The following is a 14677-nucleotide window of genomic DNA, read 5'->3' on the forward strand; positions in this document are numbered from 1 at the left end:
TGCATCCGCAGTGTTCGTACCAACCCAGAAGGCAGGGAGAACATGCAACAACGGAGACCAGCTGTTTCATTGCGCACGGCCGTGCCCGCTTCCAGGCGGGCGGAGACGGTGCTGCCGCATTTCCCCGCGCTATTGCGAATTGGTCCAGGACCGGCCGCGCCTCCTTAGGGAGCGGCGGCTTTTTGGCGTTTCATCTGATATTTGCGCAGCCCGCACAAGATCCCCCCAGGGACATCACGGGACTGCACCAGGGCAACACAGGAGGCATCAATGAACAGGCAGCAAGTTTTCGACGTGGCGGCGGTGCGCGGCATCATCGCCGAACGCAAGGACATGGCCGGCGCCATGCTCCCCATCCTGCACGGCATCCAGGAGAAGGTCGGCTATATCCCGGCCGATGCGGTGGCGATGATCGCGGGCGAGCTCAATGTCTCGCGCGCGGAGGTGCATGGGGTGATTTCCTTCTATCACTTCTTCCGCCAGCAGCCATCTGGCCGGCACGTGGTGCAGCTATGCCGTGCCGAGGCTTGCCAGGCACGCGGCAGCGAGGCCCTGGCCGAGCAGGCGCAACAGGTGCTGGGCTGCGGCTTCCATGAAACCACCGCCGATGGCAGGTTCACGCTGGAGCCGGTGTATTGCCTGGGCCAGTGCGCCGTCGGCCCCAATCTCACCCTCGATGACGAGCTGCATGCGCGCGTCGATCTCGACAAATTCAAGCGCCTGGTCCAGGCCAAGCAGGAGGCATGATGAGCGCCGTCGATACCATCACTGTCTATGTGCCGCGCGACTCCACCGCGCTGGCGCTGGGCGCCAATGAGGTGGCCGCCGCCATCGCCGCCGAAGCCGAGCAGCGTGGCCAGTCCATCAGGCTGGTGCGCAATGGCTCGCGTGGCATGTTCTGGCTGGAGCCGCTGGTGGAAGTGGCCACCGCTGCCGGTCGCGTGGCTTACGGGCCGGTCGCCGCCGGCGATGTGCCGGGGCTGTTCGACGCCGGGCTGCTGACCGGTGGACAGCATGCGCTGCACCTGGGCCTGACCGAAGAGATCCCCTTCCTGAAGCACCAGGAGCGCCTAACCTTCGCCCGCGTGGGCATCATCGATCCACTCTCGCTGGACGACTACCTGGCCCACGAGGGCTATGCCGGCCTGAAGAATGCACTGGCCATGGCGCCCGAGGCGATCGTGCAGCAGATGATTGACTCCGGCCTGCGCGGACGTGGCGGCGCCGCCTTCCCGACCGGCATCAAGTGGCAGACGGTCTTGCGCGCCCAGGCCACGCAGAAGTATGTGGTCTGCAATGCCGACGAGGGCGATTCCGGGACCTTCTCGGACCGCATGATCATGGAGGACGACCCCTTCACGCTCATCGAGGGCATGACCATTGCCGCGCTGGCGGTGGGGGCGAGCGCGGGCTATGTCTATGTGCGCTCCGAATATCCGCATGCGATCGCGACGCTGAACGAGGCCATCGCCATCGCCGCCGAGCGTGGATATCTGGGTGAGAACATCCTGGGTTCGGGCAAGGCCTTCCATCTGGAAGTGCGCAAGGGCGCTGGCGCCTACATCTGCGGCGAAGAGACCGCCATGCTGGAAAGCCTGGAAGGCAAGCGCGGCGTGGTGCGCGCCAAGCCGCCGCTGCCGGCGCTGGAGGGCCTGTTCGGCAAGCCCACCGTGATCAACAACCTGATCTCGCTGGCCTCGGTCCCGGTGATCCTGGCGCGCGGTGCGGAGTTCTACAAGAACTACGGCGTGGGCCGCTCGCATGGCACCCTGCCATTCCAGCTGGCCGGCAACATCCGCCAGGGCGGCCTGGTGGAGAAGGCCTTCGGCCTCACGCTGCGCCAGTTGCTGGAAGACTTTGGCGGCGGCAGCGCCAGCGGGCGCCCGATCCGCGCGGTGCAGATGGGCGGCCCGCTGGGCGCCTATATGCCGCAGTCGCAATTCGATACCCCGCTGGACTACGAAGCCTTTGCCGCCATCGGCGCCATGATCGGCCACGGTGGCCTGGTGGCCTTCGACGACAGCGTCGACATGGCGCGCCAGGCGCGCTACGCGATGCAGTTCTGCGCGGTGGAATCCTGTGGCAAGTGCACGCCTTGCCGCATCGGCTCCACCCGGGGCGTGGAAGTGATCGACAAGATCATCGCCAATGACGAGCGGCCACGGCAGATCCATCTGCTGAAAAGCCTGTGCGACACCATGCTCAACGGCTCGCTGTGTGCCATGGGCGGCATGACGCCGTTCCCGGTGCTGTCGGCGCTCAATCATTTCCCGGAAGACTTCGGCGCGCCCGGCGAACAGGCGGCCTGATCCCATCACCGAATGCAGAGGAGTGGCAACATGAACCAGCTCAATGAAACGGATTACGGCACGCCGGCGCGTGTCTCGGAAAAGATGGTCTCGCTGGAAATCGACGGCGTGCAGGTGACGGTCCCGGCCGGGACCTCGGTCATGCGCGCCTCGGTCGAGGCTGGCATCAACGTCCCCAAGCTGTGCGCCACCGACAGCCTGGAACCCTTCGGTTCCTGTCGCCTGTGCCTGGTGGAGATCGAAAAGGATGGCCGCAAGATGAAGGGCTATCCGGCCTCCTGCACCACGCCCTGCGAGCCGGGCATGAAGGTGCAGACCCAGACTCCCAAGCTGGCCGAGATCCGTCGTGGCGTGATGGAACTCTATATCTCCGACCACCCGCTGGATTGCCTGACCTGCCCCACCAATGGCAACTGCGAACTGCAGGACATGGCCGGTGCCGTGGGCTTGCGCGAAGTGCGCTACGACCCGGCGGGCGAGAACCATCTGGAGATGAAGAAGGACGAGTCCAATCCCTACTTTACCTATGACCCCTCCAAGTGCATCGTCTGCAACCGCTGCGTGCGCGCCTGCGAAGAAACCCAGGGTACCTTCGCCCTCACCATCAATGGCCGCGGCTTCGAGTCCCGCGTCTCGGCGGGGCAGATGGAATCCTTCATGGAATCCGAATGCGTCTCCTGCGGCGCCTGCGTACAGGCTTGCCCGACCGCCACGCTGACCGAGAAGACCGTCATCATGCTGGGCCAGGCCGAGCACAGTGCCGTGACCACCTGCGCCTACTGCGGCGTGGGCTGCGCCTTCAAGGCCGAGATGAAGGGCAATGAAGTCGTGCGTATGGTGCCGTACAAGGATGGCAAGGCCAACCAGGGCCACTCTTGCGTCAAGGGCCGCTTCGCCTGGGGCTATGCGACCCACAAGGATCGCATCCTCAACCCCATGATCCGCAAGAGCATCAGCGACCCCTGGCGCGAGGTGTCGTGGGAAGAGGCACTCTCTTACGCGGCCAGCGAGTTCCGTCGCATCCAGGCCAAGCATGGCAAGGACTCGATTGGCGGCATCACCTCGTCCCGCTGCACCAACGAAGAGACCTACCTGGTGCAGAAGCTGGTGCGTGCCGCCTTCGGCAACAACAACGTCGACACCTGCGCCCGCGTATGCCACTCGCCCACCGGCTATGGCCTCAAGCAGACCCTGGGTGAATCGGCTGGCACCCAGACCTTCGAATCGGTGATGAAGTCCGACGTCATCCTCATCATGGGCGCCAACCCGGCCTCGGGTCACCCGGTGTTCGCTTCGCAGATCAAGCGCCGCGTGCGTCAGGGCGCCAAGCTGATCGTGATCGATCCGCGTACCACCGAGATGGTCAAGTCGCCGCACGTGCAGGCTGATTACCACCTCAAGCTGCGCCCCGGCACCAACACCGCCATCATCACCGCGCTGGCGCACGCCATCCTCTCCGAGGGTTTGCAGGATGAGCGCTATATCGATGAGCGCTGCGACCTGCAGTCCTACCGGGACTGGAAGGAGTTCGTGCTGCGCGAAGACAATTCCCCGGAGGCCATGGCGGCCATTACCGGCGTGCCGGCTGAGACCGTGCGTGGCGCCGCGCGCCTGTACGCCACCGGTGGCAATGCCGCGATCTACTACGGACTGGGTGTGACCGAGCATGCACAAGGATCGACCACGGTGATCGGCATCGCCAACCTGGCCATGTGCACCGGCAATGTCGGCCGCGAAGGCGTAGGCGTGAACCCGCTGCGTGGGCAGAACAATGTGCAGGGTTCCTGCGACATGGGTTCCTTCCCGCATGAGCTGCCGGGCTATCGCCATATCTCGGACTCGACCGTGCGCAGCCAGTTCGAGCAAGCCTGGGGCGTGACGCTGAACCCGGAGCCGGGCCTGCGCATTCCCAACATGTTCGATGCTGCCCTCGATGGCAGCTTCAAGGGCCTGTATTGCGAGGGCGAGGATATCGTCCAGTCCGACCCCAACACCCAGCACGTGGCCGCCGCTCTGCAGGCGATGGAATGCATCGTGGTGCAGGACCTGTTCCTCAACGAAACGGCCAAGTACGCGCATGTCTTCCTGCCCGGTTCGTCCTTCCTGGAAAAGGATGGCACCTTCACCAATGCCGAGCGTCGCATCTCGCGCGTGCGCAAGGTGATGCCGGCCAAGGCCGGCAAGTCCGACTGGGAAGTCACGGTGGCGCTGGCCGAAGCGCTGGGCTATCCGATGCCGTACAATCACCCCTCGGAAATCATGGACGAGATCGCCGCCCTGACGCCCAGCTTCCATGGCGTGAGCTATGACAAGCTGGAAAAGCTGGGCAGCATCCAGTGGCCCTGCAACGAGCACGCGCCGCAAGGCACGCCCATCATGCATGTGGGCAGCTTCATCCGCGGCAAGGGCAAGTTCATCAACACGCAATACTTCGCCACCGACGAGAAGGTGACCCAGCGCTATCCGCTGATCCTGACCACCGGCCGCATCCTGTCGCAGTATAACGTGGGCGCGCAGACGCGCCGTACCGAGAACTCGCAATGGCATAGCGAAGACCGGCTGGAAATCCACCCGCACGATGCCGAGGACCGTGGCATCCGCGAGGGCGACTGGGTCGGTGTGGAGTCGCGCGCGGGCCAGACCGTGTTGCGCGCCACCGTGACGGAGAACGTGCAGCCGGGTGTGGTCTATACCACCTTCCACTTCCCGGAGTCCGGCGCCAACGTGATCACCACCGACAACTCGGACTGGGCCACCAACTGCCCCGAGTACAAGGTGACGGCGGTGCAGGTCTTGCCGGTGACGCAGCCCTCCGAGTGGCAGCAGCACTACGAGCGTTTCAACCGCGAGCAGCTGGATTTGCTCAAGGGCGAGAAGGCATCGGAGCCGCTGGTGACGAAGTAGGCAAGGCATCGTCATCGCACCCATGGGGTGCGATGACGGCGTGCTGGTCCTGCCATGATTTCTACCGACGACCAGCCCGATCCACACAGTGCAGGACAGCATGAACACACGCAGCCAGACCCCGATTCCGAACGTCGATGACACCACCGGCGAGTACGCCACCTTTGCCCGCGTCCAGGTGGATCGCTGGCGTGACGGGCAGCGCGAGACGGTGGAGGATGTGGTGGCCGAGGAAGTGCCGATCGCGCTGGAATACAACGGCATCTCGCATGCGGTGATGATGGCCACGCCGGCCGACCTGGAGGATTTTGCCCTCGGTTTTTCGCTGACCGAAGGCATCGTGGCCACGCCGGGCGAGTTGTATGAATGCGAGATCGTGCCGGGCTGCGAAGGCGTGCAGGTGCAGATGCGCATCGCCACCGAACGCTTCGTGGCCCTGAAGGAAAAACGTCGCAACCTGACCGGCCGTACCGGCTGCGGCCTGTGTGGCGCCGAGACGCTGGAGCAGGCGGTGCGTCATCCCAAGGCGGTGGCGCAGGGCGGGGCGCAGTTCACGGTGCAGCAGCTCCATGCGGCGCTGGAGCAGATGCAGGCGCGCCAGCAATTGCAGCAGGCCACCGGCGCCACCCATGCGGCGGCGTGGATGGATGCGCAAGGCGGCATTGTCCTGGTCCGCGAGGATGTGGGTCGTCACAATGCGCTGGACAAGCTGATCGGTGCACTGGCCGAGGCGGAGACGGATTTCTCACAGGGCGCCGCCATCATCACCAGTCGCGCCAGTTATGAAATGGTGCAGAAGGCGGCCACGGTGGGCATCGGCTTCATCGCCGCGATCTCGGCACCGACCGCGCTGGCGATCCGCCTGGCCGAGGAAACCGACGTTACCCTGGTCGGCTTCGTGCGCCGGCAGGGACATGTCGTCTATGCGCGGCCACACCGCTTGCGCTAGGACGTGCGGCGCCGGCACGGCCGTCCACTATCGAACATAGCAGGAGGAGACTCATGAATACCGAACACCTGGTCAAGATGGCCAACCAGATTGGCAGCTTCTTTTCCACCATGCCCGACCGCGACCAGGCCATGGCCGATCTGGCCTCGCATATCAGGCGCTTCTGGGAGCCGCGCATGCGCAAGGCCTTCCTGGACTATATCGACCAGACCGGTGGCGAGGGCGTGGATGCGATCGTGCTGGAGGCCGTGAGCCGGCATTTGCAGGTGCCGGCCGCCTGAGATGGAAGACTCCGGCTGCGCAGGCAGCCGGATCTTGTCCAGGCAGATCAGAAGTGGAAATTGCCCGTCAGCGAGACTGCCCGCGCCGCGCCCGGAAGGTAGCGATAGCCGGTCTTGTTGAGGGAACCCACGTAGTCCTTGTTGAACAGGTTGGTCACGTTGAATTGCAGGTCCATATTCTTGTTGACCACGTAAGCCGCCATGGCATCCATCACCCAATAGGCCTGGGTACGCTGTGGCGTCCCCACCGCCGTGGTGGCCGTGCCGCGTACCAGCCCTGCGGAGTAACGCGCTCCGCCACCCAGCCTGATGCCATGCGGCAAGCGCCAGCTGGCCCACGACGTGAAGGATTGCCGGGGCGCATAGGCCAGCGTGTTTTCACCGCTGGCCGTGACGGTCTTGCCGCTGGCGACCCGGCTGTTCATGCGGCTATAACCTGCCGTGACGGAGATATCGCTCGTCAGGTCGCCCGTCACGCCCAGCTCCACTCCTTGCACGACTTTCCTGCCAGTCTGGAAGTAGAGATTGGCGAGGTCATCGAACTCCACTTCATTGCGAACCTCGGTGCGGTAAGCCGCTGCGGTGAGCAAGAGTTTCCGGTCCAGCAAATCCCATTTGGTGCCGACTTCGGCTGTGCGCGTCTTCTGCGGTGCGTAGTCGGGATTGGCGGCGCTGCCACGGCTGGCGCTGAGCGAGAAATTGGCACCGCCCGGTGGTTGCTGGGAGGTTGCGTACAAGGCGTAGAGGCTGCTGTAGCCGGTGGGCTTGAAGATGCCTGCCAGCTTCCAGTTGAACAGCTTGCCGGTACTGGACAGGCCGGTCCTGTTGTCGGGCGTGCTGGAGTCGAAACGCGTGCGATAGATATCCTCGCGCAGGCCGGCATTGAGCGACCAGCGTTCGTCGAACCTGAGGGTGTCCATCAGATAGAGCGAAACAGTGTCGGTCTTGCCCTCGTTGTTGCCGTTGCTGGCGATGGCAAGGTTGGCTTCGCTGAAGCGCGGATCGGGCCGGTACAGATTGGCATGCGGCCGGCTGCCGCTGACGGTGAAGGAGAGTGCTCGCTGCTTTTCATGGGTCAGTTCCAGGCCCCCTGAGAGTGCGTGCTGCAGTGTTCCGGTCTGCCACTGCGCGCCCAGATGGGTTTGGTTGCTCATGATCTCGTTGACCTGGTCGCGCCGCGTGACGATATTGCGTGCCAGCAGCCAGCTGCTACGGTCCTCGGCCGAGGGCGTGAGCAGGCCGGCAGTGCGGCGACGTGTACCGGTTCCGATTGTTATGCCATTGGCGAGGAAGGAACTGAGCCGGTAGTCCTGGTCCGTCCTGGCGTAGCGGGTGGTGTTCTGCAGCTTCAGCGTCGGCGAGAAGTCGTGTTCCACCCGCGCCGTGAACATGTCGACGTTGATCTTGTTGTAGTCATTGACGTTGCCATAGTAGTTGGCTGGATCGACCTTGGGTGCGGTGCCGATGAAGGGGCGTGCGCGATCGGGCGAGGTGTAGCCGGGCAAGCCGATGGTCGGGACGCCGCCATCGGGGATGTTGTCCTGGCGGATATGGAGGTAGTTCAGCAGGACGCGGGTCGGGCCGTTCAGGCCCAGGGCCAGCGAGGGGGCGATGCCGTCGCGCGCATTGCTGACTTCGTGACGGCCGGGGACGCCGCTGTCCTGCTTCATCAGGTTCAGCCGCAGGGCGATGCCGCGATCCTGGTCGAGGATCTTGTTCCAGTCCACCGTGGCGCGCTTCTGGCCCCAGCTCCCGTAGGTGGCCGAGGCGGTGGTGGCGTCCAGCATCTCGGGCTGCTTGGTGATCAGGTTGATCGAGCCGGTCGGTGAGCCACGACCGTTGTCGCTGCCGGCCGGGCCCTTGAGGACCTCGACCTGCTCCAGGTTGAAGAGGTCGCGCGAGATCGCACCGAGGTCGCGCACATTGTCCACGAAGATGGCGCTGGAGGCGTCGAAGCCGCGCATGTAGACCGTGTCGCCGGTGCTGGTGCTGCCATTTTCACCGAGGAAGAAGGTGCCTACGCCAGGGCTGTTGCGCAGGGCTTCGGTGAGGGTGGTGGCGCCTTGCTGGTCGACCAGCGTGCGCTTGATGACGGTCAGGGTCTGGGGCGTATCCACCAGCAGCTGGTCGTATTTGCGGGAGGCCGAGCGCTCGGCCTTGTACGGGATCTCCTGCGTGGCATTGACCTGGACGTCGGGCAAGGTGCTGGCCTGGGCCTGTACCGTCACGGCGGGCAACAGCAGCGCGACGGCGGCCGACAGGCGCGACGGGCGCACCAGGGGAGAGGAATGTTTGCGACTTCTGACAAGACTCATGGCAGGTTCCGAGAGATGAGGTTGGACAATCTCTTGGCTGGCGATGAGTGCCTGGAACAGGCGCGGGGCTCACTGCGATGCGGCGGCGTGCGTGAGCGGGAGGCTGGCGAGTAGACGGTGACGACGATCCGGCAGGGCCCGCAATGACGAGATGGGATGCCAGAACCCGCCGAGTATAGAAATCGCGTGGATAAAAGTGATTCCTGTTTACTTCGATTTTTCGCAGGAATTTACGAAGAGGGAATGAGGGCGACCGGGCCTCCCGGCGCGGCAAAAAAAAACCGCTTCCCGTCCATGGAAGCCATGGAGGAGAAGCGGCAAGCGAGATCGCGAAATCAGGTTCAGAAATGGTATTCGGCGCGCACCATCGGGGTCTTGGCCAGCGAGCCCGGCACGTTGGAGGGATTGCCGAACTTGTTGCGCCAGTACTGGTATTCCAGGCCGATGCGGAAGGTGTTCTTGCCCATGCCCAGTGGCGCACCCACGTCGTACATGATCTGGCCGTCGAAGTTCAGCTCGGGCGCGGTCGGGCCGCCGAACTCGTTCTTGCCCTTGGCGGCGATGTAGTTCATGTAGCCCTCGAAGCCCCAGCCGGAGCCGCCCAGCGGAATGCCCCAGGCCAGATTGAGCATGGGGTGGGTGTCGTATTCGTAGCGGCTGGTGATGCCCTTGGGCTGGTTGCTCTCGAACAGCGCCAGCACGCTGACATTGAGGAAGCCCGGCACATCCATCATCAGGGTCGGGCCGATCACCCACATGCGCTTCTTGGAGGCGTAGCTGTTGTCGTTCTTGGTGTTCCAGTCGAAGCCCAGGGTCAGGCCCACGCCGCGCGCCGGGCCGAAGGACAGGTCACGGCCGCTGATCTTGCCGATGTCCAGGGTATGGCGGTAGGTGACATAGGCTTCCTGGGCGTTGTCGTCCTTGTTGTCGGACATGAGCATGTCGATGTTGAGGAAGTTGGTGCCGTACTTGTAGCCGCTGCTGTGGGTGAAGCTGAGGATGTTCTTGCTGATGTCCTGCGTGTTGTAGGGCTCGGCGAAGCGGGTGCCGTAGCGGTAGCCGAGCGCGTTGTCGGACCAGTCGGCCGCCAGCGTGGCGCCGCTGGCCAGCAACAGGCTACCCGCCAGCGCAGCCTGGATGCGCAGGGAAGTGTGGTGCATGGTGTCTCCTCCAGTGAATGGATATAAATTATTTATAGAAATGGGTGATGCATGATGCCCGGGTTGCCGGCCGGGATGGGCCGGCATGCCGGCACCGCTTCAGGCCTCTGTTGGAGGCGGACGCGGTACGGCGGAGATGCGCGCAGCAAGCTGCGCACCGGGTGGTTCCCCCGGTTTGGCGCGGCTGCATGGTCTGCGTGGTAGGGCATTATGTCTGCTGGATGGATGGGTGGTATAAGTGGGCTCGTATATGCCTTTGCGGGTAGCGGTATATCATCTGCCGTCATCGCATGCGTTGTGCGTGCGGCCGATACCAACCAGACAGGGAAAGGACAACATCATGGGCAAACTGAGCACGCATGTGCTGGATATCACCAAGGGCAAGCCGGGCGTGGGCGTGAAGCTGGCCCTGTATGCCGTCGAGGACGGCCGCAGGACACTGTTGAAGCAGGCCGTCACCAACAGCGATGGCCGCTGCGATGAGCCGCTGCTGGCCGGCGAGGCAGTGCGGGCCGGCAAGTACGAACTGGTGTTCGGTGCCGGCGATTATTTCGCGGCCCAGGGTGTGAGCGTGCCGGAACCGCGTTTCGTGGATGAGGTGGTGATCGCCTTCGGTATCGCTGACCCGGCCCAGAACTATCACGTGCCACTGGTGGTCTCGCCGTGGGCGTATTCGACTTATCGCGGCAGCTGATCAAGGCAACAGCATTCATCACTGCAGTCGATAAAAAATCCGGTCTTCGCAAGAAGCCGGATTTTTTCTTTTGGGGCGTCCTCCGATGCAAGGGGAGGGCGCCCGCAGGCGGGGCGTCAGAACTCGTTCTGCAATTTCTTGTAGCCCAGCACCAGTTCATTGTTGGTGCGTGCAACGTCTTCGGAGAATTCCGAGGCCGCCACCGACACGCGCGGGATGGTGGAGAGGTCGGTCTTGGGGCCGATGCGCTCGGTGGAGGGCACGTAGAAGCCCGGCGGCAGGTCGCAGCCGTCGACCACGGCGTTGTGGCGCACCACGCAGCCAGCGCCGATGCTGCAATTGAACAGCACGCTGTTGAAGCCGATGAAGGCGCCATCGCCGACCTGGCAGGGGCCGTGCACGATGGCACGGTGGGCGATCGAGGTGCGCTCGCCGATGGTGACGGCCGCGCCCGACTTGGAGTGGATCACCACGCCATCCTGGATGTTGGAATGGGCGCCGATGACGATGGGCTCCATCTCGCCGTGCTCGTCGACTTCGTCGGCGCGGATGACGGCATAGGGGCCGATGAAGACGTTCTCGTGGACGATCACCTTGCCGCACAGGATGGCGGTGTGGTCGACGTAGGCGGATTCGTGGACTTGCGGCCGGTGGCCGGATGGGTTGCGGCGAAGCATGGGTCTAATTCTCCTGATGTTGCGATGAAGTCGCGGCCGCGAGGGCTCGCATTCGTGCGTGCACGGTCAATCGGGTAGCGATCATACATGGTCTGTCAAGCACCCGGCCGGAACAGCTGGTCTGCTTGCATCATTTGACAGTCTGCTCAGGCTGTCCGGACGTGGTTTTGCTTGCCGTCCGTCAAGCCATGTAATATTATTGATAATCATTCTCAAATAATATCGGCTCTCGTTATTGCCCCAATAGCGGGATAGCCGCGGCGCGCCAGACGCCCGCCAGGCCCGCATGGGCCAGCCCGACGGCGTCATCCCATTTCCCTCATCCCATCCAGAAAGGAATTCATTCATGAAGCGTTTGGCGATCGTCTCCGGCTTGCTCACTTCCCTCATGCTGGCCCTGCCGGCCTCGGCGCACCAGGTCTGGCTGCAGCAGGATGGCAAGGAGGCCAAGCTGTATTTCGGCGAATTCGGCGAGAACCTGCGGGAAGCCTCGCCCGGCCTGCTCGACAAGTTCGTCTCGCCCAGCGCCGTGCTGATCAGCGCGCAGGGCGACCGCACCCTGGAGTTGAGCAAGGGCGCCGATGCCTTCAGGCTTGCAGTCAAGGCCGGCAAGGGTGAGTCCATCGTGGCCGAGGATGCGCATTATCCGGTCTTCGAGAACAAGCACGCCAACCCGGTGGTGCGCACCGCGTGGACCCCGGCGGCCCGCCTGGTGACCTCCGACGCGGCCCAGGAGCCGCGCCTGACGCTGGACCTGCTGCCCACCGGCAAGCCGGGCCAGTTCAAGGTCAGCTACAAGAATGCGCCGCTGCCCAAGGCCAAGGTTGGCCTGGTGACGCCCTCGGGCTGGATGAAGGAAGCCTATTCCGATGCCCAGGGCCTGGTGCAGTTCGAGCTGCCCTGGCAGGGGACCTATGTGGCCGAAGTCCACCACACCGACAAGAGCGCTGGCGAGCGCGATGGCCATGCCTATGACACCGCCAGCTTCGTGACCACGCTGTCGCTGGTGCAGTCCAAGGGCCTCAAGGCCCTGCCGGCTGCGCCCGCGGCCAAGCCCAACAAGTAAGGATTTCCCCGCAAGCCATGCCAGACATGATCTCCAGCTCTTCTAGCGGCCCGGCCCTGCATTACCGGCTGGCCGTGCTCTCGCGCGCCGTGGCCGCCGTCGCCGGCGGCTATGGGCTCACCACCCTGTGCACCATCGTGGCGGCGCGCTATCTGCCCATGGCGCCGGCCGATGCGGTGATGACGGCGACCATGCTCAGCTTTGCCATCTTCACTTGCGCGGTGATCTGGGTCTTTGCCGCGCGTAGCGCCTGGCGTGCCTGGGCCGGCCTGGCGGCGCCTGCGCTGCTGCTGGCGCTGGCGGCCTGGGGCGGGAGAATGCTGGCATGAAGGAGGGCTTGCGGCAGTCCATGGCATGGCTGCATACCTGGAGCGGCTTGCTGGTGTGCTGGGTGTTGTTGCTGGTCTTTGCCGGCGGTTCGGCCAGCTATTTCAAGGAAGAGATCAGCTTCTGGATGATGCCCGAGCTGCACGCCGTAGAGCGTGAGCCGGTGCCGCAGGCACACGCCATCGAGCGGGCCGTCGCCTACCTGCAGCAGCAGGCGCCAGAGGCCGAGCGCTGGTTCATCACGCTGCCCACGGCGCGCAGCACCGCGCTGCGGGTAGGCTGGATCGGTGCCGCGCCCAAGGCCGGCGCGGCCGGCAGCCCCCGCAGCCGTTTTCATAGCGAATTGCTGGATGCCCGCAGCGGCGGCAAGCTGGCCGTGCGACAGACACGCGGCGGCGAATTCCTCTATCGACTGCACTTCGACCTGCACTACATGCCGGTGCAATGGGCGCGCTGGATCGTCAGCATCTGTGCGCTGTTCATGCTGGTGGCCATCGTCAGCGGGGTGATCACGCACAAGCGCATCTTCAAGGATTTCTTCACCTTCCGGCCGCGCAAGGGCCAGCGTTCCTGGCTCGATGCCCACAATGCGGCGGCGGTGCTGGCCCTGCCTTTCCACCTGATGATCACCTATACCGGGCTGGTCACGCTGATGTTCATGATCATGCCCTGGGGCGTGCAGACGGCCTACCAGGACAAGGGCGGCGAGAGCGCCTTCTTCGAGGAGGTCTTCCCCAGCGGCGCCGGCCGCGGCAAGCCGGCTGGCGTGGCCGCGCCGCTGGTGGCACTGGCACCGCTGGCGGCCCAGGCGCAGCAGCACTGGCAGGGCGCGCCGCTGGCGCTGCTGGTGGTCAACCATCCGGGCGATGCCAAGGCCACGGTGGTCACACGCCAGAAGTTGGCTACGCTGTCCTATCTGCAGCCGGCCATGCTGTTCAATGGCGTCACCGGTGTCGAGCAGGCCGCTGTCGGCGAGCAGCCCAGCCAGACCGCCGTCACGCGTGGCGTGCTCTATGGCTTGCACATGGGGCATTTTGCCGATCCCTGGCTGCGTGCGCTGTTCTTCCTGTGTGGCCTGTCGGGCTACCTGATGGTCGCCACCGGCGCCTTGCTGTGGGGCGTGAAGACGCGCCAGAAGCAGGCCAAGGCCATCGCCCAGGGCGCGCGTCCCGGCGTCGGCTTGCGGCTGGTCGAGGCACTGAACCTGGGGGTGATCGCCGGCCTGCCGATCGCCTTTGCCAGTTACTTCTGGGCCAACCGCTTGCTGCCGCTGGACCTGGTGCAGCGGCCGCAGATGGAAATCAATGTCTTCTTCGCCGCCTGGGCCGTGGCGGCCGTGCTGGCGCAATGTCGTTCCAGCCTGGGCATGTGGCGCCTGCAACTGGGAGCAGGTGCAGCGTTGTTCATCGGCATTCCTGTTCTCAATGTCATCACCACGCATTCGCATCTGGGCGTGACCCTGCTGCTGGGACGCGGTCCCTGGCCGGTGGCCGGTTTCGACCTGGTCATGCTGGCCCTGGGGGCTGCGCTGGCACTGGCCGAGCGCCTGCTGGCGCGGCGCCAGCGCAAGCCCGGTGCGAGCCAGCCGGCCGCGCGTGCGGCCCAGGCGCAAGCCCAAGCCCTCAAGGAGACAGCATGAATCCCTTTGGTGTATTGCTGGCCCTGGGGCTGGCCTATTGCGCATGGAGCGCCCTGTCGCAAGCCATGGACCGGCACTATGCCGACGTGCGCGGACGCGGCGCCGAGCCTGCTCCCGCCCTGCGTCGTCGCCTGCGCTGGCTGGGCACACTGGGCTTGCTGGCCAGCTTCGCCGTGGCGGTGCGCATGCAGGGCTGGAGCATCGGCCTGGTCGCAGGGACGGGCCTGCTCACCGTGGCGGGCGTGCTGCATGTGCTGGCGTTGAGCTACCGGCCGGCGCAGGTGCCGCGACTGGCGCAGCGGGTGCTGGCCTGCCTGCCCTTGCTGCTGGCCTTGTGGATGATGGCCGCTTGATTG

The 14677-nt window shown here is 64.6% G+C and carries 13 protein-coding genes; 10 read left to right on the plus strand and 3 right to left on the minus strand.

Features of this window, described 5'->3' with window-relative positions; all coding sequences use genetic code 11:
- Window positions 1-270 precede the first annotated feature (270 nt).
- The 5 genes from ACIPHN_RS19435 to ACIPHN_RS19455 all read left to right on the plus strand — a co-directional run bounded on the left by ACIPHN_RS19435 (window position 271) and on the right by ACIPHN_RS19455 (window position 6443).
- Complete coding sequence (locus ACIPHN_RS19435; protein ID WP_400438849.1) at window positions 271-747, plus strand: formate dehydrogenase subunit gamma; 477 nt, start codon at window positions 271-273, stop codon at window positions 745-747.
- Window positions 747-2309: a formate dehydrogenase beta subunit gene (locus ACIPHN_RS19440; protein WP_400438852.1), complete on the plus strand. Its 1563-nt coding sequence runs from the start codon at window positions 747-749 to the stop codon at window positions 2307-2309. The genes ACIPHN_RS19435 and ACIPHN_RS19440 overlap by 1 nt, the downstream gene beginning before the upstream one ends.
- Before the next feature lie 30 nt (window positions 2310-2339).
- Entirely contained in the window at window positions 2340-5213 is a 2874-nt protein-coding gene (gene fdhF, locus ACIPHN_RS19445) for a formate dehydrogenase subunit alpha (protein WP_400438855.1), read from the plus strand.
- Window positions 5214-5313: 100 nt separating this feature from the next.
- Window positions 5314-6162 carry a formate dehydrogenase accessory sulfurtransferase FdhD gene (fdhD, locus tag ACIPHN_RS19450; protein ID WP_400438857.1) on the plus strand — a complete coding sequence of 283 codons (849 nt, stop codon included), beginning with the start codon at window positions 5314-5316 and terminating at the stop codon, window positions 6160-6162.
- Between the two features lie 53 nt (window positions 6163-6215).
- Window positions 6216-6443: a formate dehydrogenase subunit delta gene (locus ACIPHN_RS19455; RefSeq protein ID WP_400438860.1), complete on the plus strand. Its 228-nt coding sequence runs from the start codon at window positions 6216-6218 to the stop codon at window positions 6441-6443.
- Window positions 6444-6490: 47 nt separating this feature from the next.
- Here the strand turns inward: ACIPHN_RS19455 and ACIPHN_RS19460 are convergent, their stop codons facing one another.
- Together ACIPHN_RS19460 and ACIPHN_RS19465 are read right to left on the minus strand one after the other, a co-directional pair.
- Window positions 6491-8758, minus strand: coding sequence for a catecholate siderophore receptor Fiu (locus ACIPHN_RS19460; RefSeq protein WP_400438862.1), 2268 nt, complete (start codon window positions 8756-8758; stop codon window positions 6491-6493).
- Window positions 8759-9099: 341 nt separating this feature from the next.
- On the minus strand, window positions 9100-9918 hold the full coding sequence (locus tag ACIPHN_RS19465; protein WP_400438865.1) for an outer envelope protein: 819 nt from the start codon (window positions 9916-9918) through the stop codon (window positions 9100-9102).
- 340 nt (window positions 9919-10258) lie between these two features.
- Here ACIPHN_RS19465 and uraH point away from each other — a divergent pair, with 340 nt between their 5' ends.
- On the plus strand, window positions 10259-10612 hold the full coding sequence (uraH, locus tag ACIPHN_RS19470; RefSeq protein ID WP_400438868.1) for a hydroxyisourate hydrolase: 354 nt from the start codon (window positions 10259-10261) through the stop codon (window positions 10610-10612).
- Between the two features lie 116 nt (window positions 10613-10728).
- Here uraH and ACIPHN_RS19475 read toward each other — a convergent pair whose 3' ends face one another.
- Window positions 10729-11289 carry a carbonate dehydratase gene (locus tag ACIPHN_RS19475; protein ID WP_400438871.1) on the minus strand — a complete coding sequence of 187 codons (561 nt, stop codon included), beginning with the start codon at window positions 11287-11289 and terminating at the stop codon, window positions 10729-10731.
- Window positions 11290-11635: 346 nt separating this feature from the next.
- On the opposite strand from ACIPHN_RS19475, the gene ACIPHN_RS19480 reads away from it, so the two are divergent.
- The 4 genes from ACIPHN_RS19480 to ACIPHN_RS19495 are packed head-to-tail and all read left to right on the plus strand — an operon-like array spanning window position 11636 to window position 14674.
- On the plus strand, window positions 11636-12355 hold the full coding sequence (locus tag ACIPHN_RS19480) for a cobalt ABC transporter substrate-binding protein (RefSeq protein WP_400438874.1): 720 nt from the start codon (window positions 11636-11638) through the stop codon (window positions 12353-12355).
- A 26-nt stretch (window positions 12356-12381) separates the two neighbouring features.
- Window positions 12382-12684 carry a DUF3649 domain-containing protein gene (locus ACIPHN_RS19485; protein ID WP_400439160.1) on the plus strand — a complete coding sequence of 101 codons (303 nt, stop codon included), beginning with the start codon at window positions 12382-12384 and terminating at the stop codon, window positions 12682-12684.
- Complete coding sequence (locus tag ACIPHN_RS19490; protein ID WP_400438876.1) at window positions 12681-14321, plus strand: PepSY-associated TM helix domain-containing protein; 1641 nt, start codon at window positions 12681-12683, stop codon at window positions 14319-14321. Before ACIPHN_RS19485 ends, ACIPHN_RS19490 begins: the two co-directional genes overlap by 4 nt.
- Window positions 14318-14674, plus strand: a complete 357-nt coding sequence (locus tag ACIPHN_RS19495; protein WP_400438878.1) for a DUF3325 domain-containing protein — start codon at window positions 14318-14320, stop codon at window positions 14672-14674. Before ACIPHN_RS19490 ends, ACIPHN_RS19495 begins: the two co-directional genes overlap by 4 nt.
- Window positions 14675-14677: the final 3 nt, after the last annotated feature.

This window comes from Herbaspirillum sp. NPDC087042 (assembly GCF_044745245.1).
Lineage (GTDB): Bacteria > Pseudomonadota > Gammaproteobacteria > Burkholderiales > Burkholderiaceae_D > Herbaspirillum.